The organism is Roseateles asaccharophilus (assembly GCF_004362405.1).
In the GTDB taxonomy this organism is placed as follows: Bacteria; Pseudomonadota; Gammaproteobacteria; order Burkholderiales; family Burkholderiaceae_C; genus Kinneretia; species Kinneretia asaccharophila.
In genome coordinates, this window is the sequence record NZ_SNXE01000003.1 from 292,041 (window position 1) to 314,436 (window position 22,396).

Genomic DNA, 22,396 nt, shown 5'->3' on the forward strand with positions numbered 1-22,396 from the left:
AGGGGATGGCCACTTGCTTGGGGCGGCCCTGCGCTACGTGGCTCATTTCATCATTCCTTCGATTTCATCGGCCACGCGGGCCGCAGCGCGCGGCCGGGCCAGGGCCCTGGCCTTCTCGCCCATGGCCTGCAGCTGGCTCCGGTCCAGGCCCTGCAGCAGGGCCAGCAGACCTTCGGGGCTCAGCTCGGGCTGGGGCAGGTGCAGGGCCGCGCCATGCTGGGCCATGAAGCGGGCGTTGTCGCGCTGGTGGCTGGTGGTGCTCACCACCAGGGGCACCAGCACGCTTGGCAGGCCGGCGGCGCAGAGCTCGCTGACCGTCACCGCACCGGCGCGGCAGATGATCAGATCGGCCGCGGCCAGCTGGCCGGCCATGTCTTCGATGAAGGGCAGGATCTGGACCTCGTCCCCGGTCTTGATGCCGGCCGCCTGATAGGCCGCCTGCACCGCGCTCAGATTGGCCTGGCCGGCCTGGTGCACCACCTGGGGTCGGGTCGCCGCATCCGGCCACAGAGCCAGCATCTTGGGAATGACCTCGTTGATGGCCCGCGCGCCCAAGGAGCCACCCACCACCAGCAGGCGCAGCGGACCGCTGCGGCCGGCATAGCGCTCGGCCGGCAGGGGCAGGGCCTCGATCTCGGCGCGCACCGGATTGCCGGTCACCACGGCCTTGGGCGTGGAGGCCGCGGCCGAGCCGTCGAAGCCGAAGGCGATCTTGCGGGCCAGGCCCTTGAGCGCCTGGTTGGACATCAGCATGGCCGCGTCCGCATTTACCAACATCAGGGGGCGGCGCATCAGCCAGGCCATCAGGCCGCCGGGGAAGCAGACATAGCCGCCCATGCCCAGCACCGCATCGGCGCTGCGGGTCACAAAGACCTGGCGCGACTGGATGAAGGCGCGCACCAGCCCCAGCAGGCCGCGCAGCATGTGCACGGGCCCCTTGCCGCGCAGGCCGGCGAAGGCCAGGCGGTCCAGCGGGATACCGCTGGGCGGCACCAGCTTGTTCTCCATGCCCGACTCGGTGCCCACCCAGGACACGCTCCAGCCGCGGCGCTTCATTTCCTCCGCGACCGCCAGGCCGGGGATGATGTGGCCGCCGGTGCCGGCGGCCATGATGACCAGATGCTTGGTGCTCACGCGCGACCTCCCCGCATGAGCTGGCGGTTCTCGATATCAATGCGCAGGCAGATGGCCAGCGCGATGCAGTTCATCAGGATGGCCGAGCCGCCGAAGCTCATCAGCGGCAGGGTCAGGCCCTTGGTGGGCAGGGCCCCCAGGTTCACGCCCATATTGATGAAGGCCTGGCCGCCCACCCAGATGCCTATGCCCTGGGCATAGAGGCCGGCGAACACACGGTCCAGGGCCACGGCCTGGCGGCCGATGTGGAAGAGCCGGCGCGAAAGCCAGAAGAAGGCGCAGATGACGATGGCCACGCCCACCAGACCCAGCTCCTCGCCGATCACGGCCAGCAGGAAGTCGGTATGGGCCTCGGGCAGGTAGTGCAGCTTTTCCACGCTGCCACCCAGGCCCTGGCCGAAAAGCTCGCCGCGGCCAAAGGCGATCAGCGAGTGCGTGAGCTGGTAGGCCTTGCCCTGGGCGTATTTCTCGTCCCAGGGGTTGAGGTAGGCAAAGATGCGCTCGCGGCGGAACTCGCTGAAGGTGATCATCAGCACGAAGGCCCCCACCAGCACCGCCACGATCAGGAAGAACATGCGGCCGTTCACGCCGCCCAGGAAGAGGATGCCCATGGCGATGGCCGCGATCACCATGAAGGCGCCCATATCCGGCTCGGCCAGCAGCAGCACGCCCACCACGCCCAGCGCCACCACCATGGGCCAGACGGCGCGGAAGAAGTTCTCCTTCACGTCCATCTTGCGCACCATATAGCTGGCCGCATACATGGCAATGGCCAGCTTGGCCAGCTCCGAGGGCTGGAAGTTCATCACCCCCAGGGGCAGCCAGCGGCGCGCGCCGTTCACGCCCTTGCCCACGCCGGGAATCAGCACCACGATCAGCAGCACCAGGGCGAGCACAAAGAACCAGGGCGCCAGGCGCTCCCAGACCGCCACGGGCACCTGCACCACCACCAGGGCCGCCAGCAAGGCCAGGCTGATGGCGACCACATGGCGGATCAGAAAGTGCGTGGGCAGGTACTTGGCGAACTTGGGGTTGTCCGGCAGGGCGATGGAGGCCGAATAGACCATCAGCAGGCCCAGGGCCAGCAGGCACAGCACCACCCAGACCAGGGTCACGTCGAAATTGGACAGACGCGTGGGCTGGCCCGCGGACACGCTGACCCAGTCGCGCACCGGCACCTCGCCGCCGCCCTCGCCGCGCTGGAACAGGCCGGCCAGGCGGCCGCGCAGGGTCTGCAGCACCGCGTTCATCAGGCCAGTCCTCCCTCGTCCGCCAGCGCCTGGACCTCGGCCACGAAGACCTCGGCCCGGTGGGCGTAGTTGCGGAACATGTCCAGGCTGGCACAGGCCGGGCTCAGCAGCACGCTGTCGCCGCTGTGGGCCTGCGCCAGCGCCCAACGCGTGGCGGCCTGCAGCGTCTCATGCCTCAGGGCCGACAGGCCCTCGGGCAGCACGCTGGCGATGGCCGGCGCGTCGCGGCCGATCAGGGCCACGGCGCGGGCATGGCGCGCCAGGGGCTCGCGCAGGGGCGAGAAGTCCTGCCCCTTGCCGTCGCCGCCCAGGATCAGCACCAGCTTGGCGGGCGCGCGGTCCGCGCCCAGGCCGCCGATGGCGGCCACGGTGGCGCCCACATTGGTGCCCTTGGAGTCGTCGTAGAAATCCACGCCGCGCACCGTGGCCACATGCTCCACGCGGTGCGGCTCGCCGCGGTACTCGCGCAGGCCGTGCAGCATGGGGGCCAGCGGGCAGCCCGCGGCGCTGGCCAGGGCCAGGGCGGCCAGGGCATTGGCGGCGTTGTGGCGGCCACGCACGCGCAGGGCGTCGGCCGGCATCAGGCGCTGGATGGAGAGCTCCAGCTCCTCGGCATCGCCCCGGCGACGGCGCGGCAGCTGGGTCTCGTCGGCCTCGCGGGCACGCACCAGCCAGGCCATGCCGCCCTCTTCCACCAGGCCGTAGTCGCCCGGGCCGCGCGGCGCATCCAGGCCGAAGCGCAGGACCTGACGCGCCACCAGCTTGTGCGGCCGGCCGCGGCCCTGGGCCACCTTGATGGGCGCGGGCACCATGGCCTCGACCAGGGCATCGTCGCGGTTGATCACCATGACCGCCTGCTCACCAAAGATGCGGGCCTTGGCGCGGCCGTAGCCCGTCATATCGCCATGCCAGTCCAGATGGTCCTGGCTCAGGTTCAGCACCGCGGCGGCCGTGGGCTCAAAGCCGGTCACGCCCTCGAGCTGGAAGCTGGACAGCTCCAGCACCCAGACCTCGGGCAGATGCTCGAAGACCGGCGGCTTGGGCGGCGGCGGCTTGATGGGCAGGGGCTGCTCGTCCAGCAGGGCCGCCACCTCCTCCAGCGTGGTGCTGGGGGCGGCAGACTCGGCGGCGGACTCGGGCTCCGCATCAGGTTCAATGTCAGACAGCGGCTCGGCCGGCGCTTCGGTCTCGGCTTCGATCACCGGTTCGGCGCTCAGCACCGGCTCGGCTTCGGGCGCCAGCGGAGGCGCCGGCTCCAGATCCAGGGCCGCGGCCAGGGTGTCCAGCAGGGTCGGGCCGATATTGCCAGCCACGGCCACGCGCTTGCCGGCGCGCTCCACCAGCTGGGCCGTCATCGAGGTGGTGGTGGTCTTGCCATTGGTGCCGGTGATGGCCAGCACCGCGGGCGCGTAGCCGCGTTCGGCCTTCAGATCGGCCAGGGCGCGGGCGAAGAGGTCCAACTCGCCTTGCACCGGCACGCCGGTGTTGCGAGCCAGATTCAGCACAGGCTGCAGGCGCGCATCCAGGGGCGAGAGGCCCGGGCTCTTGAGCAGCAGCTGCACGCCAGAGAGAGCCGACTCCGGCAGGTCGCCATGCAGGAACTCGGCCTCGGGCAGGCGCTCACGCAGGGCTGCGCGCTGCGGCGGGTTCTCGCGAGAGTCCCAGACGCGCACGCGACCGCCGTGGCGCGCCACCCAGGCGGCCATGGCCAGGCCAGAGTCTCCCAGACCCAGGATCAGCGTTTGCAAGCCGGCCAAGTGCTTCATATCGGCAAGCTCAGCGCAGCTTGAGGCTGGCCAGACCAATCAGGCACAGCAGCATGGTGATGATCCAGAAGCGCACGACCACCTGGGTCTCCTTCCAGCCCGACTTCTCGAAGTGGTGGTGCAGGGGCGCCATCTTGAAGATGCGGCGGCCCTCGCCGTACTTCTTCTTGGTGTACTTGAACCAGCTCACCTGCAGCATCACCGAGAGCACCTCGGCCACGAAGACGCCGCCCATGATGCCCAGCACGATTTCCTGGCGCGTGATCACGGCCATGGTGCCCAGGGCGCCACCCAGGGCCAGGGCACCCACATCGCCCATGAAGACCTGGGCCGGATGGGTGTTGAACCACAAGAAGGCAAGGCCTGCCCCCGCGAGTGCCCCGCAGAAGATCAGCAGCTCGCCCGCGCCCGGGATATAGGGCAGCAGCAGGTACTTGGCGTAGACCGAGGAGCCTGTCAGATAGGCAAAGATGCCCAGGGCCGAGCCCACCAGCACCACGGGCATGATGGCCAGGCCGTCCAGACCGTCGGTGAAGTTCACCGCATTGCTGGTGCCCACGATCACGAAGTAGCTCAGGGCGATGAAGCCGAACACACCCAGCGGATAGCTCACCGTCTTGAAGAAGGGCACGATCAGGTCGGCCTTGGGCGGCAGCTCGGTGGAGAAGCCACTGCTCACCCAGCGGTAGAACAGCTCCACCACGCCCAGGAAGCTGGTCTCCGACACCGAGAAGGCCAGGTAGAGCGCGGCCACCAGACCGATCAGGGACTGCCAGAAGAACTTCTCGCGGCTCCTCATGCCCTCGGGGTCCTTGTTGACCACCTTGCGCCAGTCATCCACCCAGCCGATGGCGCCAAAGCCCATGGTCACCAGCATCACCACCCAGACGAAGCGGTTGGCCCAGTCAAACCACAGCAGGGTGGACACGCCGATGCCGATCAGGATCAGCACCCCGCCCATGGTGGGCGTGCCGCTCTTGGACAGGTGCTGCTGCACCCCGTACTCGCGGATGGGCTGGCCGATCTTCATCTCGGTCAGGCGGCGGATCACCCAGGGGCCGAAGGCCAGGCCGATCAGCAGGGCCGTCATGGCCGCCATGACGGCGCGGAAGGTGATGTAGTTGAAGATGCGCAGCCAGCCCAGGTCCGGGTACTGGGCCAGCAGCCACTGGGCCAGACTAAGCAGCATGCGAGCCTCCTTGCAGCGGGGCGTTCTTGTTCTCGTCGGTCTGCAGCAGGGCTGCGACCACCTTTTCCATCTGCATGAAGCGGGAACCTTTGACCAGGATGTTGCGGGCGCGTGGCGCCTGCGGATCGGACAGCGCGGCGATCAGGGCCGCGGCGTCCTCGAAATGGCGGGCGTTGCGGCCATAGGCTGCGGCGGCATCGCGGCAGGCCGTGCCGGCGGCCCAGAAGCTGCTGATGCCGCGCGAGGCGGCATAGGCGCCCACCTCGCGGTGGAAGGCGGGGCCCTGATCACCCACCTCGCCCATATCGCCCAGCATCAGCCAGGAGGCGCCCGGCAGCTCGGCCAGCACATCGATGGCGGCGCGCACGCTGTCGGGATTGGCGTTGTAGCTGTCGTCGATCAGGGTGACGCGCTGGCCCTCGCGCAGCAGGCTCTTGAGCTGGCTGCGGCCCTTGACGGGCTCGAAGGCCTCCAGGCCCTGACGGATGGCCGCCAGCGGCGCGCCGGCTGCCAGCGCGCAGGCGGCAGCGGCCAAGGCATTGCGAACATTGTGCAGACCGGCCACATGCAGGGCCACGGGCGCGCTGCCCGCGGGCGTTTGCAGCTCCAGGGCCCAATGGCCCGAGCCCTCGCCCTGCACCCACTGGGCATGGCCGGTGACATCGGCCTGGCCCTGCAGGGCAAAGCTCAGCACGGCGCGCTTGCCGGCCTGCCGCTGCCAGATCGGCGCGCAGGCATCATCGGCCGGGAAGACGGCAATGCCGGCCGGGCCCAGGGCCTCGAGCACCGTGCCGTTCTCGCGCGCCGCGGCTTCCACGGTCTGCAGAAACTCCTGGTGCTCGCGCTGCGCGTTGTTCACCAAGGCCACGGTGGGCTGGGCCATGGCGGCCAGGGGCGCGATCTCGCCGGGATGGTTCATGCCCAGCTCGACCACCGCAGCGCGGTGCCACAGCCCATCGTCCTGCCGCAGGCGCAGCAGGGTCAGGGGCACGCCGATCTCGTTGTTGTAATTGCCCTCGGTGGCCAGCGCACCCTGCCCCAGCCAGGCCCGCAGGATGCTGGCGATCATCTGGGTCACGGTGGTCTTGCCATTGCTGCCGGTCACCGCAATCAGGGGCAGATGGCAGTGAGCGCGCCAGGCCGCCGCCAGCAGGCCCAGGGCCTGCTTGGCATCCGGCACCTCGATGCCCGAGAGGCCGGCCGCCACGATGCCGCGCTCGGCGATCACGGCCACCGCCCCGGCCGCGCCGGCCTGGGGCAGGAAGTCGTGCGCATCGAAGCGCTCGCCACGCAGGGCCACGAAGAGGTCGCCCTGGCGCAGGCTGCGGGTGTCGCTGTGCACGCGCGCGATCTCCACCGCGCCATCACCCACCAGGCGCGCCTCGGGCAGGCGGGTCTGCAGCAGGTGCAGGGCCTGGGCCAGGGTCATCAGGGGCGCACTCATCTCAATCCTTCCTCAGGGCCAGGGCCGCCTGGGCCTGGTCCACGTCGGAGAAGGGGCGGCGCACGCCCGCGATCTCCTGATAGTCCTCATGGCCCTTGCCGGCGATCAGCAGCACATCGCCAGGCTCGGCCTGGGTAATGGCCTGGGCGATGGCGGCCTGGCGGTCATCGACCTGCTCGCAGGGCGCACCCACGCCGGCCGCGATCTGGGCCAGGATCTGCTGTGGCGCTTCGTGGCGGGGGTTGTCGCTGGTGAGGATCACGCGGTCGGCCAGACGGCCGGCGATGGCGCCCATCAGCGGACGCTTGCCGGGATCGCGGTTGCCGCCGCAGCCGAAGACGCAGACCAGGCGGCCGCCACGCGCCGCGGCCAGGGGACGCAGCGCGGCCAGGGCCTTCTCCAGCGCATCGGGCGTGTGGGCATAGTCCACCACGGCCTGGGGCTGATCCCGGCCCTCGCCCACGCGCTGCATGCGGCCCGGCACGGGCGTGATCTCTGGCACGGCGGCCACGATCTCATCCAGTGGCAGGCCCAGCGCGCGCAGGCCACCGATCACGGCCAACAGATTGGCCACGTTGTACTCGCCTATCAGGCCGGTGCGCACGGCTAGGGTCTGCTCGCCCTCGCGCAGCTCGAAGCACAGGCCGCCGGCCTGGTAGTGCAGGCCATGGGCCGAGAGCCGGGCCGCGCCTTCCACCGCATAGGTCCACACATCCAGGCGGCTGTGCAACTCGGCAGCCAGGGCCGCACCCTTGGGGTCGTCGAGGTTCAGCACCGCGGCCTGCAGGCCGGGCCAGTCGAACAGGCGCCGCTTGGCTTCCCAATAGGCGTCCATATCGCCGTGGTAGTCCAGATGGTCCTGCGTGAAATTGGTGAACAGGGCCACCTTGATCTCGGTGCCTGCCAGGCGCTGCTCGACGATGCCGATGGAGCTGGCCTCGATGGCACAGGCCGCGAAGCCCGCATCGGCCATGCGGCGGATACCCGCCTGGAGCTGCACGGGGTCAGGTGTTGTCAGCCCCGTGTACTCGATTTGCGCGGCCCGGTCGCGCAGCGGCGGCTCGCCGATGCCCAAGGTGCCCACCACGCCGCAGCGCCGCCCCAGCAGGCTCAGCAGCTGGGCCGTCCACCAGGCGGTGCTGGTCTTGCCATTGGTGCCGGTGGTGGCGATGACCTGCAGGCGTTCCCGCGTGGGGTGCTCGAAGTACTCGGCGGCAATGCGGCCGGTCACGGCCTTGAGCGCGGGCAGCGCGGCCACGCGGCCGTCATTGAAGCCATAGGCCTCCACGCCGTCGAGCTCCACCAGGCAGGTGGCGGCGCCAGCGTCCAGCGCGGCCTGCACATAGCGGCGACCGTCCTGGGCATGGCCGGGCCAGGCGATAAACGCATCACCGGGCGCCACCAGGCGGCTGTCGGTACGCAGGGTACCGGTGGTCCATTCGCGCAGCCAGCGGGCGGCGGCCTCGGGGGATTTCAGGCGCATGAGAGGCATCAGAAGCTCTCCTCCACGGCGGGAATGTTCTTGGCAATGATCTGGGTCTTCACATCCAGATCGGGAGGCACATTGAGCAGGCGCAGCGACTGGGCCACCACCTGGCTGAACACGGGACCGGCCACGGCGCCCCCGTAATACACACCGGTGCTGGGCTCGTCCACCATCACCGCGACCACGATGCGTGGCTTGCTGATGGGGGCCAGACCCACGAACCAGGAGCGGTACTTGTTGGTGTAGCCCTTGCCTTCCTGCTTGTGCGCGGTGCCGGACTTGCCGCCCACGCTGTAGCCGGCCACCATGGCCTGGGGCGCGGTGCCGCCGGGACCGGCCGCCATTTGCAGCATCTGGCGCACGTCCTGCGCCACATGGGGCGAGAAGACCTTGATGCCATGGGTGATCTGCCCTTCGGGCTGGCGCATCAGGGTGGCGGGAATCACCTCTCCGTCGCGTGCGAACACGGTATAGGCCCGGGCCAGCTGGAACAGCGAGGCCGACAGGCCGTAGCCATAGCTCATGGTGGCCTGCTCGATGGGCCGCCAGCTCTTGTAGGGACGCAGCTTGCCGGTCACCGCACCGGGGAAGTTCAGCAGCGGACGCTGACCCAGACCGATGGCGGTGAACATATCGTGCATCTCGCGCGGCTGCATCTGCATGGCCAGCTTGGTGGTGCCGATATTGCTGGACTTCTGGATGACCTGGGCCACGCTCAGATCGCCATAGGGATGCACATCGGTGGGTGACCAGCCGCTGATCTGGATGCTGCGCGGCGCCACATTGATGATGGTGTCGGGCTTGACGCGGCCGCTCTCCAGCGCCAGCGCGGCGATGAAGGGCTTCATGGTCGAGCCGGGCTCGAAGATATCGGTCAGGGCGCGGTTGCGCAGCTGGGCACCGCTGAGGTTCTGGCGGTCACCGGGGTTGTAGCTGGGGAAGTTGGCCAGGGCCAGCACCTCGCCGGTCAGCACATCCAGCACCACCACCGAGCCAGCCTTGGCGCGGTGCTCGGCCACCGCATCTCGGATGCGCTGGTAGGCAAAGAACTGCACCTTGGAGTCGACCGAGAGGCCAATATCGCGGCCGTTGACGGCCGGCACGCTGTCGCCCATGTCCTCGACCACCCGCCCCAGGCGGTCGCGCACCACCTGGCGCGAACCGTCGCGGCCCTGCAGCTCCTTCTGGAAGGCGAGCTCGATGCCCTCCTGGCCGCGCTCCTCGATGTTGGTGAAGCCCACCACATGGGCCGCGGCCTCGCCCTCGGGATACTTGCGCTTGTACTCGCGATCCTGGAACACGCCCTTGAGCTTGAGCGCCTTGATGCGGGCGGCGGTATCGTCATCCGCCTGGCGACGCAGCCAGACGAAGCGGGAGTTGGGGTCCAGCCGCTTGTCCAGTTCCTGACGGCTCAGGCCCAGGATCTTGGCCAGCTCGCGGCGCTGCTCGTCGCTGGCATCCATCTCCTTGGGAATGGCCCAGATCGAAGGCACGGCCACGCTGGCGGCCAGCACCTGGCCCTTGCGGTCCACGATGCGGCCGCGGCTGGCCGGCAGCTCCATGGTGTGGGCATAGCGGGCCTCACCCTGGCGCTGGAAGAAGTCATTGCCGATGACCTGTACATAGACCGCGCGGCCCAGCAGGCCCATGAAGCCCAGGCCGACGAGGGCCACCAGCAGGCGCGAACGCCAGGGGGGTGTCTTGGACGCCAGCAAAGGGCTGCTGGAGTAGCTCACACTGCGTGCACTGACGGAGCGATAGGCCGCCCCGCCCTGCTTGCCCCCCTTGGCGCCGAACCAGCTCACCGTGCCACTCCCGAGGCCGCCTGGGGGCGCACGAGGTCCACGCCCTGGGTCACGGCGGGATTGATCACGCGCATGTGCAGACGCTCACGCGCGACCTGCTCCACCCGCAGATTGGTGGCCTGGGCGTGGCGCTCGGCCAGCAGGCGCTGATGATCGGACTCCAGGCGCTGGGCCTCGGCGCGCGCGCGGTCCACTTCGGTGAACAGGCGCCGGGAGTCATAGGCGCTGCGGATCAGCACCATGCCGCTGACCAGCACGGCCACGAGCAGCAGCAGGTTGATGCGACTCATCGCGCCACTCCGTCCTGAGCCAGGGGCGCATCCGTGCGCTCAGCCACGCGCAGGATGGCGGAGCGCGAACGCGGATTGGCGCGCACCTCGGTCTCGCTGGGCTTGATGCGCGCCAGCGCCTTCAGCGCCAGCGGCTTGGGCGCGGCAAAAGGCGCACGACGGTCATAGACCTCCTTGCTGTGCGCGGTGATGAAGTTCTTGACGATGCGATCTTCCAGCGAGTGGAAGCTGATCACGGCCAGGCGCCCACCCGGCGCCAGCAAGGCCAGGGCCGACTTCAGCCCCTGCTCGAGCTCTTCAAGCTCGGCGTTGACGTGAATCCGAAGCGCTTGAAATGTGCGCGTTGCAGGGTCCTGGCCCGGTTCGCGGGTTTTGACCGCGCCAGCCACGACTTTGGAAAGCTCGTCGGTGCTTCGAACAGGACTCCCGCTCTCCCGGCGAGCAACAAGCGCCTTTGCAATCTGTGCAGCAAACCGTTCTTCCCCATAGTTGCGTATGACCTCCGCAATCTGGCGCTCATCGGCGCGGGCCAGGAAATCCGCAGCACTCTCGCCGCGCGTCGTGTCCATGCGCATGTCCAGCGGCCCGCTGAAGCGGAAGCTGAAACCACGCACCGGGTTGTCGATCTGGGGGCTGGACACACCCAGGTCCAGCATCACGCCATCCACCTGACTCACGCCCAGGCGCGCCAACTCCTCCTGCATAGAGGCAAAGGGCGCGTGGCAAATGGAAAAACGCGGGTCCGTGACCCGCGTCTCGCCCGTCGTGGCGGCCGCGATGGCCTCGGGATCGCGGTCGATGGCAATCAGCCGTCCACCGCGCCCGAGCTTTTGCAGCAGCAGGCGCGAATGGCCGCCGCGGCCGAAGGTGCCATCCACATAAAGGCCGTCGGGGCTCGCCAGCACGGCCTCCACGGTCTCGTGCAGCAGCACCGTGGTGTGGGTGAAGGAGGTGTTGTCTTGAGTGCTCATGCGCGTCAGAAGCTGAAGTCCTTGAGCGCATCGGGCAGCTCGGATTGCATCACCGCGGCTTCGTGCGCGGCGTAGCGGGCGGCGTCCCAGAGCTCGAAGTGGCTGCCCATGCCCAGCAGCATCACGTCTTTTTGCAGGCCGGCGGCCAGGCGCAGCTCGGGCGCCACCAGCACACGCGCGGCGCTGTCGATCTCCGCATCCTGCGCATTGCCCAGGAAGACACGCTTCCACCCCGCGGCCGACATGGGCAGGGCGGCAATCTTGTCGCGGAAGGATTCCCAGGCCGGACGGGGGAAGACCATCAGGCAGCCCTCGGGGTGCTTGGTCAGGGTCAGCTGGCCGCCGCAGAGCTCCTGCAAGGCCTCGCGATGTCGTGTCGGGACGGCCAACCGCCCCTTGGCATCCATTGCCAAGGCCGACGCCCCTTGAAACACGAAATTCGCCACAGCGACCCACTAAATTGCACTTTTCACCACTTTACTAATCACGCCACGGAAGGTCAAGGCAGAAATCAAAAAATTCCCAATGAAATCAAGCACTTAGAAAGCAATCTTGGAGCAGGGTCGCATCCAAAAATCGTTCTAAAAGAAGGACTTGCAGATAGCTCTGCAAGTGCTGGATGAACTTACCAGGGACAGGCCAGCGGCCGCGTCAGCACCATCCAGGCCGCCGAAGCGCCGCTCAGCCCTGTGCATTTGCACAGTCATTCACAGCAGCTGTGATGTCGGGCCAAGCCGAGCGGGCCATCGGTGGGCTGCGGTGCGCCCCAACACGGGCGCGCGTCCGTCTCAGACCTTGTAGGTGGACAGCAGGATGCTGGTCTCGGTATTGGCGATGCCCTCGATAAGGCGTACCGCGCTGAGCACGCGATCAAACTCCTCCAGGGTGTCGGCGCGCAGCTCGGCCACCAGGTCCCAGCGACCATTGGTGCTGTGAAGTGCGGCCACATTGGGGTGCCCGCGCAGCTCGCGCAACACCTCGTCGGTGCGATTGCCCTCCACCGCCACATTCATCAGGGCACGGATTCGCTGCGCCTCGGCCGCGGGCTTGAGGCGCACGCTGTAGCCCACGATCACCCCCTCGCGCTCCAGCCTTGCAATGCGGTTCTGCACGGTGGCCCGCGCCACCCTCAGCTGGCGCGCCAAGGCCACCACGGACAGGCGCGCGTTATCGCGCAGCAAAGCGATGAGCTCACGGTCGGTATCGTCGAGACTTGACATATTGATTTATTGTGCCAGTCACTTTGACAAGCACCCACAACAAATTGAGCGCTTTGTCAGCTTTTTATTAGCCATGCTCCCGACCAGAATTTGCGCAAAGGCTTTGGGCCCTGCCGCCTGAGCCGCCCATTGGAGACACTCATGACCCGCTTTATCGACGTACCCGCCCTGGCCGAACTGCTGCAGCGCAAAGGCGTGGCGCCCCTTATGGCCGACTTGGCCAACTGCCTGCGCGAAGACTTTCTGCGCTGGCAGGACTTCGACAAATGTGCCCGTGTGGCCAGCCATTCGCCCGTGGGCGTGATTGAGCTGATGCCCGTGGCCGACGATCAGCGCTACGCCTTCAAGTACGTCAACGGTCACCCCATCAACACCAGCCGCGGCCTCTACACCGTGATGGCTTTTGGCGTGCTGGCCGAGGTTTCCAGCGGCTATCCCCTGCTGCTCTCCGAACTCACCTTGAGCACCGCGCTGCGCACCGCGGCCACGTCGGCCATGGCGGCCAAGGCCCTGGCACGCCCGGACTCGCGCCGCATGGCCCTGATTGGCAACGGCGCCCAGAGCGAGTTCCAGGCCCTGGCCTTCCACAGCCAGCTGGGCATCCGTGAGATCGTGGCCTATGACATTGATCCCGCCGCCACCACCAAGCTGCAGCGCAATCTGGCCGGCTTTGCCGATCTCAAGATCCTGCGGGCCGACTCGATCGCCGAGGCCGTGCGCGGCGCCGACATCGTCACCACCGTCACCGCCGACAAGGCGCGCGCCACCATCCTGACGGCCGAGATGCTGGAGCCCGGCATGCATATCAATGCCGTGGGCGGCGACTGCCCGGGCAAGACCGAGCTGGCCGCCGAGCTGCTGCGCCAAGCCAGCATCTTCGTGGAGTACGAGCCCCAGACCCGCATCGAGGGCGATATCCAGCAGCTGCCCCCCGAGCACCCGGTGACCGAGCTCTGGCAGGTCCTCAGCGGCCGCGCCCCGGGTCGACGTTCCGCCACCGAGGTCACGGTCTTCGACTCCGTGGGCTTTGCGCTGGAGGACTACTCCACCCTGCGCCTGCTGGACAAGCTGGCACGCGAGCTGGGCGTGGGTCGCGAGGTGCAGCTGGTGCCGCCGGCCGACGACCCCAAGGATCTGTTCCGCCACACCCGCGGCGGTCGCGCCCAGCTGCGCCGCGCCGCCTGAGTGGGGGCCCCGATCTGCGGGGCCAAGCTGCGCGGGCAATAAGCGAGCCTTTGCCCATCCTGATTCGTCTTGCCGCTCAAGGGCCTGGGGGTACAGTCGAGGCGAGCGCGATTGCAGCGCCGCCGTCGAGGTCATATTGAGTCGCAAACCCTACAGCTCGCTGTTTGTCGTTCTGGCCACCGGTGCCAGCATCGGCCTGCTGCTGCCAGCCCTGATCATCGGAGGCTTCTGGATAGGCTGGCGTGAGCCGCAGAAGGCAGACCAGACACAGCAGGCCGAGCTGCAGGCCAAGCTGGATGTGCTGGCGTCCAGCCTGCCCGAGTTGCTGTGGAATCTGGACCATGTCGCCGCGCGTGAGGTGGTCGCGGCCATCATGAAATCGCCCGAGGTGGTGCGTGTAACGGTCAGCGACACCTCGCAAGGCGCGCCCTTCATCGAGATGGGTTACCCGGAGCGGCACAAGGGCCAGCTCATCGAGGGCGAGCGCGACATCCTGCGCGGCAGCAGCAAGATCGGTCATATCCAGATCGAGCTGGACGATCATCTGGCCCGCGCGGATCTGGGCCGCCAGCGCTGGCTCTACGGCCTGACCGTGGGCGGGCAGCTGCTGATCTCGCTGCTGCTGGTCCTGCTCCTGCTCAATTCACGGTTGCTGCGGCCGCTGCGAGAGCTCGGCAGCTTTGCCAACGATCTGGCCCAGGGCCGCTTCAACACCTCCCTGCGCCGTCAGCGCAATGATGAGATCGGTCGCTTGGGTGAGGACCTTGAACACATGCGCGACGAACTGCAGCAGCAGTTCGAGGCGCAGCGCGACCTGATCAACCGCCTGCGAGGCATGGCCGAAACCGTGCCGGGCGTCGTGTTCCAGCTGCGCCGCCATGCCCATGGCGGGTTCGCCTTTGTCTATGTCAGCGAAGCCGTGCGCGAGTATCTGCGCCTGAGCCCCAGCCAGCTGGCCGAGCAGGCCGACGCCTGGTTCGAGCGCCTGCACCCTCAGGACCGCGAGGCCGTACGCGACTCGCTGGTCAACTCCGCCCTGCAGCTCAGCCCCTGGCAACAGGAGTTCCGCACCAGCTATGCCGATGGCAGCGAGCGCTGGCTGTATGCGAATGCGATTGCCCAGGCCGAGGACGGGGGCGCGGTGCTGTGGCACGGCTTCCTGACGGATATCTCGAGCCAGCGCCGCGACGCCATGGAGCTCGAGCGCTATCGCCATCATCTGGAAGAGCTGGTCCAGGCCCGTACCGCCGAGCTGGCCGAGGCCAGCCAGGCCGCACAGGCCGCCAGCCTCGCCAAGAGTGCATTCCTGGCCAATATGAGCCACGAGATTCGCACGCCCATGAATGCCATCATCGGCCTGACCTATCTGGTGCGCCGCGACAGCCGGGAGCCCGAACAGCAGGAGCGGCTCAGGAAGGTGGCCGACGCGGCCGAGCATCTGCTCCTGGTGATCAACAATGTCCTGGACCTGTCCAAGATCGAAGCGGGCAAGCTGCAGCTGGAGCGGGCCGAGTTCAATGTCGGCCAGGTGCTGGATGGCATTCAGAGCATGCTGGCCCAGCGCGCTGCCGACAAGCAGCTGAGGCTGGAGGTCGACCTGGACCCCGAGCTGGCCAGCCGTCCCCTGATGGGTGATGCCCAGCGCATTACCGAGGTCCTGCTGAATTTCGCCGGCAACGCCGTCAAGTTCACCGACCAGGGCTTTGTGCGCCTGGGCGCTCGCCTGGAAAGCGAGCGCGAGGGGGTGCTGCAACTGCGTTTCGAGGTTCAGGACAGCGGTATCGGCATCAACCCGGAGGCCCAGGCACGCCTGTTCCAGGACTTTGAGCAGGCCGACAGCTCCACCACCCGGCGCTATGGCGGCACGGGCCTGGGCTTGGCCATTTGCCGGCGCCTGGCCCACCTGATGCACGGTGAGGTGGGGGTGAACAGCAGCCCCGGCCAGGGCAGCCGCTTCTGGTTCAGCCTCCCCCTGGAACAGGCGGATCTGAAGCGGGCCCGCGCCCCCTTGGCACTGAGTCGCCAGCCCATCGCGCAGGAGCTGCAGCAGCAGTTCCCCGGCACCCGGGTGCTGCTGGTGGAGGACAACGTCGTCAATCAGGAGGTGGCGGTGGCCCTGCTGTCCAGCGCGGGCCTGGCGGTGGATGTCGCCGGCGACGGTCAGCAGGCCGTGGACATGGTGCGCCAGCACGACTACGCCCTGGTGCTGATGGATGTGCAGATGCCCGTCATGGATGGCCTGGACGCCTCTCGGGCCATACGCGCCCTGCCCCAGGGTCAGGGACTCCCCATTCTGGCCATGACGGCCAATGCCTTCGCCGAGGAGCGGCAGCGCTGCCTCGATGCCGGCATGAACGACCATGTGGCCAAACCCGTGGTGGCCGAGCAGCTGTTTGCCACCTTGCGGCTGTGGCTGACGCGCGCCCAAGCGGGCCGACCGGGCCTCAGCGACTCTGCTTGATCAGGCGGCCACTGCCCGGCTGAGCGGGTCGGGCATTCATGGGATAGAGCTTGGCAAAGATCTCGAGCTGCTCGCCCGAGAGCTGAACCGGCTGGCGCATCACCATCCACAGCACGCCTTCGCTGCAGGGCGGCGTGGTGAGTGAGCCCATATAGGTGTAGTAGCCCCGGTCCTCGGGCAGCAGGCGGGTGAGATCCATCTGCCCCAGACCGGGCTGGGCCTGCTGCTTTTCCAGCGGCAGATTGTTCCAGACCTGCTGGATCAGGGGCTGGTCGCGCCCACGCTCCAGCAACACGGCCACCACGGCCAGTCGGCCCTCGGCATCCCGGTGCACCAGATGGGCCACCATATCGAACTGCTGCCCGTTGATGCGTTCTTCGCTGGGGCGATGGAAGTGGAATTGCTGCAGCTCATAGCGCCGCCCCATCACCCCCAGGCTGTTGCCGGGCGCGACATTGACCTGCACCGTGTGACCGTTGTCCAGCACGGCAAAGTCGCTGGCGCGGTAGTCGAACTGGATGGGCTCCAGATCCACACGGATGCCGTCCCGGATGTCGATGGGGCTCTGGCGGGTGCCGATCGCGCAGAGCCGATACTCGGGCTTGAGGTCTCCCCAATGCTCGGGCGCGCCCTCGCCGCCGTAGGACCAGTGGATGTCCGGCTTGCGCGGTGCCGGGGCACGCCGGGTCGCCCCCGTCCCCGCGGCCGCGGCGCGACCCGGGGCCTGGATGGGCTCGGCCTTGTTGGACAGGCGCTCGGCCAGCCGTCGGCGCAGTTCGTCGGGCGGCAGCTCGCTGTCCGGCTTGGTCAGGGGGGGCCTGACGGAATCGTCACGCATCGCCGCCGGCCGCCCCTGGGCCCAGGCGGCGGGAGGCCCCGGCAGCGACAGCAGCAGCAAAACGGCCAGCAGGGATCCGGAGCCGGCACGGCGCCCGGTTTGCAGCGGAAATCTCGGCCTTGGCGCCTGCATCAGTCCTTCCTCCGGCCGCCGCGCGGCCTTGTCAGCCCTTGATCTCGGCCGAGGCCTACGATTCTTGAGGCCCCGTCGCATAGCCCACCTCGTGCTTGACCTTGATCCAGGCCACCAGGCCTATGGTCATGGTGGCCAGCGAGGCCAGGGCCAGGGCCAAGGTGGAATGCATCACCAGGGGCACGACCACGCCGGCCACCAGGCCATTGGCCGCACTGCCGATGCAAGCCTGCAGCGAGGAGGCCATGCCACGCCGGTCGGGCGCCTGGTCCAGCACCAGCAGGGTCACCACCGGCACCATCAGGGCCCAGCCGAAGGCGAAGGCGCCGATCACGGGCAGGGCCCAGAAGGGGCTGGGCGGCAGCAGAAGGTTGAGCGCCACATTCAGCAGCGAGACCAGCAGCATGATCAGAAAGCCGTGGCGGATCTGGTGCCGCGGCTTGATCTTGCCGGCCAGGCGACCGCTGAGCCAGGCACCGCCCATGATGCCGCCGATGGAAAAACAGAAGAACCAGAAGAACTGCGTGGGCCCCAGCTGCAGGTGCTCACCCAGAAAGACCGGCGCCGCCAGCACATAGAGGAACATTCCGTTGAAGGGAATGCCGCTGGCCAGGCACAGCAGCAGGAAACGCCGGCTGGTGCTGAGCTGCCAGTAGCCGCGCATCAGCGAGCCCACATGGAAGGGCTGGGCCTGGCTCTTGTGCAGGGTCTCGGGCAGCAGGCGCCAGTTGGCCACCACCAGGGCCAGCCCCACCAGAACCAGGAACCAGAAGATGGCGTGCCAGTCCAGGTGCACGAAGAGAACGCCGCCCACCATGGGCGCAATGGCCGGCGCCACGCCGAAGAAGATGGTGACCTGGGACATCACCCGCTGCGCCTCGGAGGGCGGAAACATATCGCGGATGATGGCGCGCGAGACCACGATGCCCGCCCCCGCCGACATGCCTTGCACCGTGCGCCAGAACACCAGCTCGCCGATGGTGCTGGCCAGCGCACAGCCCAGCGAGGCCAGGGTGAAGACCACCATGCCCCAGAGCACCACGGGCCGGCGGCCGAAGCTGTCGGACAGCGCACCGTGGAAGAGATTCATCACCGCAAAGCCCAGCAGATAGCTGGACAGGGTCTGCTGCATCTGCAGCGGCGTGGCATCCAGCGCGCGCGCGATGCCGGAAAAGGCCGGCAGATAGGTGTCGATGGAGAAGGGGCCTACCATGCCCAGGCAGGCCAGCAGCACGGCCAGGGTCCAGCGCGGTGCGCGCCAGAGGGAACCGGCATCGGGATTCATGTATGGATTTGCGCGTTGAGCGCCCAGGCGCAAGAAACTGCTGGCGGGCGGGAACACAGTGTAGCGGCGCCCCCTAAACTCGCGCTCCAGCCCACACTTCCATGAGCACTGTCTGATGCCCGATACCCTGAACATTGGCCTGATCGGCCTGGGCGTGATGGGGCAGCGCATGCTGGCCCGCCTGAAGAATCACCCGCGCCTGCGCGCCTGCTGGGTCTGGGACGCCCGTCCCGAAGCCCTGAGCAGCACCCTGCAGGCCTACCCCGAGCTGCGCGCGGCCGACAGCGCCGAGGCCCTGATACGCCAGCCCGGCCTGGCCGGCCTCTATATCGCCACCCCGCCGGCCGCCCATATCAGCCTCTCGCACGCCGCCTTCGATGCCGGCCTGGCCGTGTTCTGCGAAAAGCCGCTGACCGTGGACTTTGCCGCCGCGCGCGACTGCATCGCCCGCATCGAGCGCGAGAAGCTGCGCGCCGCGGTGAACTTCTCCCTGGCCTCGGCACCCGGCCTGGCCACGCTGCAGCGCGCCTTTGGCGCCGCCGCCAAGCATCCGCTGGGCACCCTGGAGGCGGTGCAGATCGAGCTGGGCTTTGCCGCCTGGCCCCGCCCCTGGCAGGCCGCGGCCGGTGCCTGGCTGGCCGAACGCACCGAAGGCGGCTTCAGCCGCGAGGTGCTCTCGCACTTCATCTTCGTGCTGCAGCGCGTGCTGGGGCCGGCCCAGGTGCTGGCCAGCCAGGTGGACTACCCGGCCGATGGCCTGAGTGCCGAAACCGGTCTGCGCGCCGAGCTGCGCGCCAACGGTGTTCCCGTGCAGATCGAGGGCCGCGTGAGCCCCGAGGTGGGCGTCCCCGACCGCAACCGCATGCACTGGCGCGCCAGCGAAGGCGAGATCGAGTTGCGCGAGTGGTTCGGCCTGAGCGAGCAGCGCCGCGGCGGCAAGTCCGAGCCCCTGGGTCATGTCCACGGCGAGTCGGACAGCCTGCGCAGCCAGGCCCAGGCCGACCAGCTGGAGCAGTGGGTGGCCCTGATCGAAGGCCGCTCCCATGCCCTGCCCGGCTTTGCCGAGGCCCTGGCGGTGCAGGAAACCATCGAGGCCCTGCTGAGCGCCAAGGCTTGAACAAATAAAGAGTGAAGCAAGCCGATAGGCCGGATTCTGTGCAGGTCCGGCCTCTTGCGAGACCGGCCCCGTGACCGCCATTCCTCTGGGCCGGACATCACTGCCCGGCTCGGTGCCACCTACCCGCCAGCTCTGCGAGCCGCATCAACGCTGGCCTACTTGGTGTTGCTGCGCGTAGAGATTGCCCGTTTCACCCGAAGTGGGCCTAGGCTCACTTCGACTCGTCTCTGTTGCTCTGATCCTCGGCTTTCGCCGGGCAGCCGTTAGCTGCTACGCCGCTCTATGCAGTCCGGACCTTCCTCCAGGGCCGTGTTTCCACGCTTGCCCCAGCGGCGGTCTGGCTTGCTTCACGGCGGGCATTATCCCGCATCGCGACTGTGCCCTGCGACTTCAGTCCTCGCTGGCGCCCTCGGACAGATCGGCGTCGTCGTCCTTGGCCGCCTCGCGGGCCAGCTCGGCCTCCAGCGGGCGCAATGACTCGAGCAGCTGCTGTGGCGGCTTGGGTGCCGTCAAACGCAGCACGGGCGGCGGCAGGGCGCTGATGTAAGGCGGGCCGAACCAGTACTGCTGCTGCGCCCGCTTGGCCGCCAGCAGGGTCATGCTGCCCAGCAGCAGACCCGCCCCCACCCAGGCCAGGGCACGCCGGCCTCGCGGCCAGACGAGCTGGGCATGCCACCACAGCAGCAGACCCAGACCGACAGGCAGGCTCAGCGCCTCCATCGCGAGCAGGCTGCGGGCCGAGAAGCTATAGGCCAGACCCGGCAGGACGAAGCCCAGGAGCTGCAAACCCGTGACCACACAGACCGCTCGCCAGAGATGGAGCGCAAAGGGAAAACGGTGCTGGAAGAGCTGGGTCACCAAGGCCCAGAGCGCCGCCCAGGCCAGGAGCAGGGCCAGGGGCAGCAAAAGAGCCGCGGCATAGTCCACCCAGGGTGCGCCGGGATTCAGGCCGCTCCAGCGGTCCAACCCCAGCAAGGCCAGCCACACACCCATCAGGCCCAGCAGCGCCCCGGGCGGGGGCGGCGCGGCCACCCGATCCAGCAGGCGCTCGGGGGGCAGCGGGTCCTGGGCGCGGCGCAATCGCAGCGAGGTGGCGCCGAGCTGGAAGACCGCGCCCGGTGCCAGTTCCACCGAGCTGCCAGCCGCCAGGCGCCGGCGTCCCAGCCAGCCCCCGTTGAGGCTGTCGAGCAGGCTCAAGCGGGGCCGGCCGCCTCCGTCGCCCCCGCTTTGCTCGGTGGGCGCCTGCGCCAGCTCCAGCCACGCATGCTCGGCGGCCAGATGCGCATCATCCAGCACCAGATCGCAGGCCGGCGAGCGGCCTATGCTCACGGGCCAGGCCTGTACCCGGTGCACGGCCCGCACCAGGCCATCGCGGCCCAGCACTTCGATCACCGCGGCCTTGCTGCCGTCCATCCGAAGCCTCCCAGGTAATGTGCGCTCAGGCGCAGGGCATTCTCGAAACTCACGCCGCGGGCATCAAAGCGCCCCAGAGCCCCCTGCGTCGCACCATCGACCGTGGTGACCAGCACCACCAGGTCGTGCAGGCCGGGCAGCTTGCGGTAGGCCGACAGACAAATCACCGCGCGCAGCGGCGGCCCCTGCTGGGCATCGGCCTGGATGAAATCCTCGCGGCAGCGGGGTGCGCTGCGCTGGCGGTCGGCGCGGCCCAGGTTCTCGTTGCGAAAGCTGGCCGAGTACTGCTTGGCAAAGCGCAGGGCGCCGAGCTTGCTGCCTTCATAAGCCTCGTGCGAGACCTGCAGATAGCCGGTCTGCAACTGCCCGCTGACGAAGACGGCATGCTCCATCCGGCACTGCGAGCGCTGGAACTCCAAGCCCTTGTTGTCGGCTGGCGTGCTGCGTCCCCAGCAGCGCATGAAATCCTCTTGGGGAACGGGCAGCGCATAGCGCTCATGGTCGGCATTGCGCCAGGGCTGCGCCACAAAGCCCTGGACCAGGGAATCCTGGTACTGCAGCAGCTGCTCGCGCAGCCGTGGCCAGGCCGGCCCGCGCAGCGCCTCGCGCTCGCGGCTGCGCTGAAACAGCGCCTGGGCGAACTCGGCCGGCACCAGAAAGCTCATCTGCTGGGCAAAGAACATGGCCGAGACATTGATGCCCACGACCCGCCCCTCCTCATCCAGCACCGGTCCGCCACTCATGCCGGAATTGATGCTGCCCGAGTAGTAGATCAGGGGGTCGAAACTGCGCTCCACCAGGCCGTTGAAGGTGCCCTCCACCACGGCAAAGGCCACATCGTGCGGATTGCCCATGGAGTAGATGCGGTCGCCCTTGGACAGGGGCTGCTCACGGGGCCGGAAACTGAGCCCGCTGGCGCCGCGCAGACCGTCCCCCTTGAGCCGCAGCAGGGCCAGATCACGTCGTACATCGAAATCCAGCAGCTCCAGCTCACCGGCGCGCCCGTCGGGCATGGCGTAGCGCAGCCGGTAACGCTCGGGGTCGAGCGCGGCCTCGCTGATCACGTGGTAGTTGGAAATCACATGGCCCTGATCGCTGACCAGAAAGCCCGAGCCCACCGAGGCCTGGCTGTCCTGGTTCTTGAGCAAGGTGCGGATCTGCAGCAGCTGGGTGCGGGCACGTTCGTAAACGCGACGCGCGCTGGCCGAGACCGGGGTGGCCGCCGACGCCGTGCGGGCTGCTGCCGAGGCCGCGCTGGCCGGCGCCTCCTGAGCCAAGCCCGGCAGCGGTGCCAGCACAAGGCCCAGCAGCGCCAGCAGCAGAAGCCGGGGCCAAGCCCCCAGGCCAGGCCGCAAAACAAAGGGCTGGTGCAAATCGCTCTCCTGTATCGGTAGGTGCAGGCTCCTCGCC

19 protein-coding genes and 1 other RNA gene are annotated in these 22,396 nt (G+C 68.3%); 4 read left to right on the forward strand and 16 right to left on the reverse strand.

The annotated features are described in order from the left end of the window. Positions 1-42: 42 nt before the first annotated feature. The 10 genes from murG to mraZ form a co-directional block, all read right to left on the reverse strand. On the reverse strand, positions 43-1,134 hold the full coding sequence (gene murG, locus DFR39_RS09185; protein ID WP_133603255.1) for an undecaprenyldiphospho-muramoylpentapeptide beta-N-acetylglucosaminyltransferase: 1,092 nt from the start codon (positions 1,132-1,134) through the stop codon (positions 43-45). Continuing rightward, positions 1,131-2,384: a putative lipid II flippase FtsW gene (gene ftsW, locus DFR39_RS09190; RefSeq protein ID WP_133603256.1), complete on the reverse strand. Its 1,254-nt coding sequence runs from the start codon at positions 2,382-2,384 to the stop codon at positions 1,131-1,133. The genes murG and ftsW overlap by 4 nt, the downstream gene beginning before the upstream one ends. Beyond that, entirely contained in the window at positions 2,384-4,150 is a 1,767-nt protein-coding gene (gene murD, locus DFR39_RS09195) for a UDP-N-acetylmuramoyl-L-alanine--D-glutamate ligase (protein WP_133603257.1), read from the reverse strand. The genes ftsW and murD overlap by 1 nt, the downstream gene beginning before the upstream one ends. A 10-nt stretch (positions 4,151-4,160) precedes the next feature. Beyond that, complete coding sequence (gene mraY / locus DFR39_RS09200) at positions 4,161-5,339, reverse strand: phospho-N-acetylmuramoyl-pentapeptide-transferase (RefSeq protein ID WP_133603258.1); 1,179 nt, start codon at positions 5,337-5,339, stop codon at positions 4,161-4,163. After that, entirely contained in the window at positions 5,329-6,783 is a 1,455-nt protein-coding gene (locus DFR39_RS09205; RefSeq protein WP_133603259.1) for a UDP-N-acetylmuramoyl-tripeptide--D-alanyl-D-alanine ligase, read from the reverse strand. The genes mraY and DFR39_RS09205 overlap by 11 nt, the downstream gene beginning before the upstream one ends. A gap of 1 nt (position 6,784) precedes the next feature. Continuing rightward, on the reverse strand, positions 6,785-8,275 hold the full coding sequence (locus tag DFR39_RS09210; protein WP_133603260.1) for a UDP-N-acetylmuramoyl-L-alanyl-D-glutamate--2,6-diaminopimelate ligase: 1,491 nt from the start codon (positions 8,273-8,275) through the stop codon (positions 6,785-6,787). Continuing rightward, positions 8,275-10,005, reverse strand: a complete 1,731-nt coding sequence (locus tag DFR39_RS09215) for a peptidoglycan D,D-transpeptidase FtsI family protein (protein WP_246030778.1) — start codon at positions 10,003-10,005, stop codon at positions 8,275-8,277. The genes DFR39_RS09210 and DFR39_RS09215 overlap by 1 nt, the downstream gene beginning before the upstream one ends. Before the next feature lie 65 nt (positions 10,006-10,070). After that, positions 10,071-10,364, reverse strand: a complete 294-nt coding sequence (ftsL, locus tag DFR39_RS09220; protein ID WP_133603262.1) for a cell division protein FtsL — start codon at positions 10,362-10,364, stop codon at positions 10,071-10,073. After that, positions 10,361-11,335, reverse strand: a complete 975-nt coding sequence (gene rsmH / locus DFR39_RS09225) for a 16S rRNA (cytosine(1402)-N(4))-methyltransferase RsmH (protein ID WP_133603263.1) — start codon at positions 11,333-11,335, stop codon at positions 10,361-10,363. The genes ftsL and rsmH overlap by 4 nt, the downstream gene beginning before the upstream one ends. Before the next feature lie 5 nt (positions 11,336-11,340). Continuing rightward, on the reverse strand, positions 11,341-11,769 hold the full coding sequence (gene mraZ, locus DFR39_RS09230; protein WP_133603264.1) for a division/cell wall cluster transcriptional repressor MraZ: 429 nt from the start codon (positions 11,767-11,769) through the stop codon (positions 11,341-11,343). Between mraZ and DFR39_RS09235 the strand changes: the two genes are divergently transcribed. Continuing rightward, positions 11,761-11,958 carry a hypothetical protein gene (locus tag DFR39_RS09235; protein ID WP_133603265.1) on the forward strand — a complete coding sequence of 66 codons (198 nt, stop codon included), beginning with the start codon at positions 11,761-11,763 and terminating at the stop codon, positions 11,956-11,958. The genes mraZ and DFR39_RS09235 overlap by 9 nt on opposite strands. 165 nt (positions 11,959-12,123) lie before the next feature. Here DFR39_RS09235 and DFR39_RS09240 read toward each other — a convergent pair whose 3' ends face one another. Continuing rightward, complete coding sequence (locus DFR39_RS09240) at positions 12,124-12,555, reverse strand: Lrp/AsnC family transcriptional regulator (RefSeq protein WP_133603266.1); 432 nt, start codon at positions 12,553-12,555, stop codon at positions 12,124-12,126. A gap of 141 nt (positions 12,556-12,696) precedes the next feature. Here DFR39_RS09240 and DFR39_RS09245 point away from each other — a divergent pair, with 141 nt between their 5' ends. Then, positions 12,697-13,740, forward strand: a complete 1,044-nt coding sequence (locus DFR39_RS09245; RefSeq protein ID WP_133603267.1) for an ornithine cyclodeaminase — start codon at positions 12,697-12,699, stop codon at positions 13,738-13,740. Positions 13,741-13,876: 136 nt separating this feature from the next. Next, the gene (locus DFR39_RS09250; RefSeq protein ID WP_133603268.1) at positions 13,877-16,201 is read left to right on the forward strand and encodes a hybrid sensor histidine kinase/response regulator; all 2,325 of its coding nucleotides are present in this window, start codon (positions 13,877-13,879) and stop codon (positions 16,199-16,201) included. Here the strand turns inward: DFR39_RS09250 and DFR39_RS09255 are convergent. Continuing rightward, the gene (locus DFR39_RS09255; protein WP_162849473.1) at positions 16,185-17,171 is read right to left on the reverse strand and encodes a carbonic anhydrase; all 987 of its coding nucleotides are present in this window, start codon (positions 17,169-17,171) and stop codon (positions 16,185-16,187) included. The genes DFR39_RS09250 and DFR39_RS09255 overlap by 17 nt on opposite strands. Positions 17,172-17,226: 55 nt before the next feature. Next, a complete protein-coding gene (locus tag DFR39_RS09260; RefSeq protein ID WP_133603269.1) occupies positions 17,227-18,456 on the reverse strand; it encodes a multidrug effflux MFS transporter in 1,230 nt (409 codons plus the stop codon). Positions 18,457-18,571: 115 nt separating this feature from the next. Between DFR39_RS09260 and DFR39_RS09265 the strand changes: the two genes are divergently transcribed. Then, positions 18,572-19,573: a Gfo/Idh/MocA family protein gene (locus tag DFR39_RS09265; protein WP_133603270.1), complete on the forward strand. Its 1,002-nt coding sequence runs from the start codon at positions 18,572-18,574 to the stop codon at positions 19,571-19,573. 9 nt (positions 19,574-19,582) lie between these two features. Here DFR39_RS09265 and rnpB read toward each other — a convergent pair. From rnpB to DFR39_RS09280, 3 genes are all read right to left on the reverse strand, one after another. Continuing rightward, positions 19,583-19,922: RNase P RNA component class A (gene rnpB, locus DFR39_RS09270), an RNA gene on the reverse strand. 41 nt (positions 19,923-19,963) lie between these two features. Continuing rightward, entirely contained in the window at positions 19,964-20,986 is a 1,023-nt protein-coding gene (locus DFR39_RS09275) for an FHA domain-containing protein (RefSeq protein ID WP_133603271.1), read from the reverse strand. Further along, the gene (locus DFR39_RS09280) at positions 20,962-22,359 is read right to left on the reverse strand and encodes a S1 family peptidase (protein ID WP_246030760.1); all 1,398 of its coding nucleotides are present in this window, start codon (positions 22,357-22,359) and stop codon (positions 20,962-20,964) included. Before DFR39_RS09280 ends, DFR39_RS09275 begins: the two co-directional genes overlap by 25 nt. Positions 22,360-22,396: the final 37 nt, after the last annotated feature.

Excerpts from the sequence above, each read along its gene's own strand:
- ftsW (WP_133603256.1), bottom strand. The coding sequence starts at position 2,384 with ATGAACGCGGTGCTGCAGACCCTGCGCGGCCGCCTGGCCGGCCTGTTC.
- murD (WP_133603257.1), bottom strand. The coding sequence starts at position 4,150 with ATGAAGCACTTGGCCGGCTTGCAAACGCTGATCCTGGGTCTGGGAGAC.
- mraY (WP_133603258.1), bottom strand. The coding sequence starts at position 5,339 with ATGCTGCTTAGTCTGGCCCAGTGGCTGCTGGCCCAGTACCCGGACCTG.
- DFR39_RS09205 (WP_133603259.1), bottom strand. The coding sequence starts at position 6,783 with ATGAGTGCGCCCCTGATGACCCTGGCCCAGGCCCTGCACCTGCTGCAG.
- DFR39_RS09210 (WP_133603260.1), bottom strand. The coding sequence starts at position 8,275 with ATGCCTCTCATGCGCCTGAAATCCCCCGAGGCCGCCGCCCGCTGGCTG.
- ftsL (WP_133603262.1), bottom strand. The coding sequence starts at position 10,364 with ATGAGTCGCATCAACCTGCTGCTGCTCGTGGCCGTGCTGGTCAGCGGC.
- rsmH (WP_133603263.1), bottom strand. The coding sequence starts at position 11,335 with ATGAGCACTCAAGACAACACCTCCTTCACCCACACCACGGTGCTGCTG.
- DFR39_RS09240 (WP_133603266.1), bottom strand. The coding sequence starts at position 12,555 with ATGTCAAGTCTCGACGATACCGACCGTGAGCTCATCGCTTTGCTGCGC.
- DFR39_RS09245 (WP_133603267.1), top strand. The coding sequence starts at position 12,697 with ATGACCCGCTTTATCGACGTACCCGCCCTGGCCGAACTGCTGCAGCGC.
- DFR39_RS09255 (WP_162849473.1), bottom strand. The coding sequence starts at position 17,171 with ATGCAGGCGCCAAGGCCGAGATTTCCGCTGCAAACCGGGCGCCGTGCC.
- DFR39_RS09260 (WP_133603269.1), bottom strand. The coding sequence starts at position 18,456 with ATGAATCCCGATGCCGGTTCCCTCTGGCGCGCACCGCGCTGGACCCTG.
- DFR39_RS09265 (WP_133603270.1), top strand. The coding sequence starts at position 18,572 with ATGCCCGATACCCTGAACATTGGCCTGATCGGCCTGGGCGTGATGGGG.
- DFR39_RS09275 (WP_133603271.1), bottom strand. The coding sequence starts at position 20,986 with ATGGACGGCAGCAAGGCCGCGGTGATCGAAGTGCTGGGCCGCGATGGC.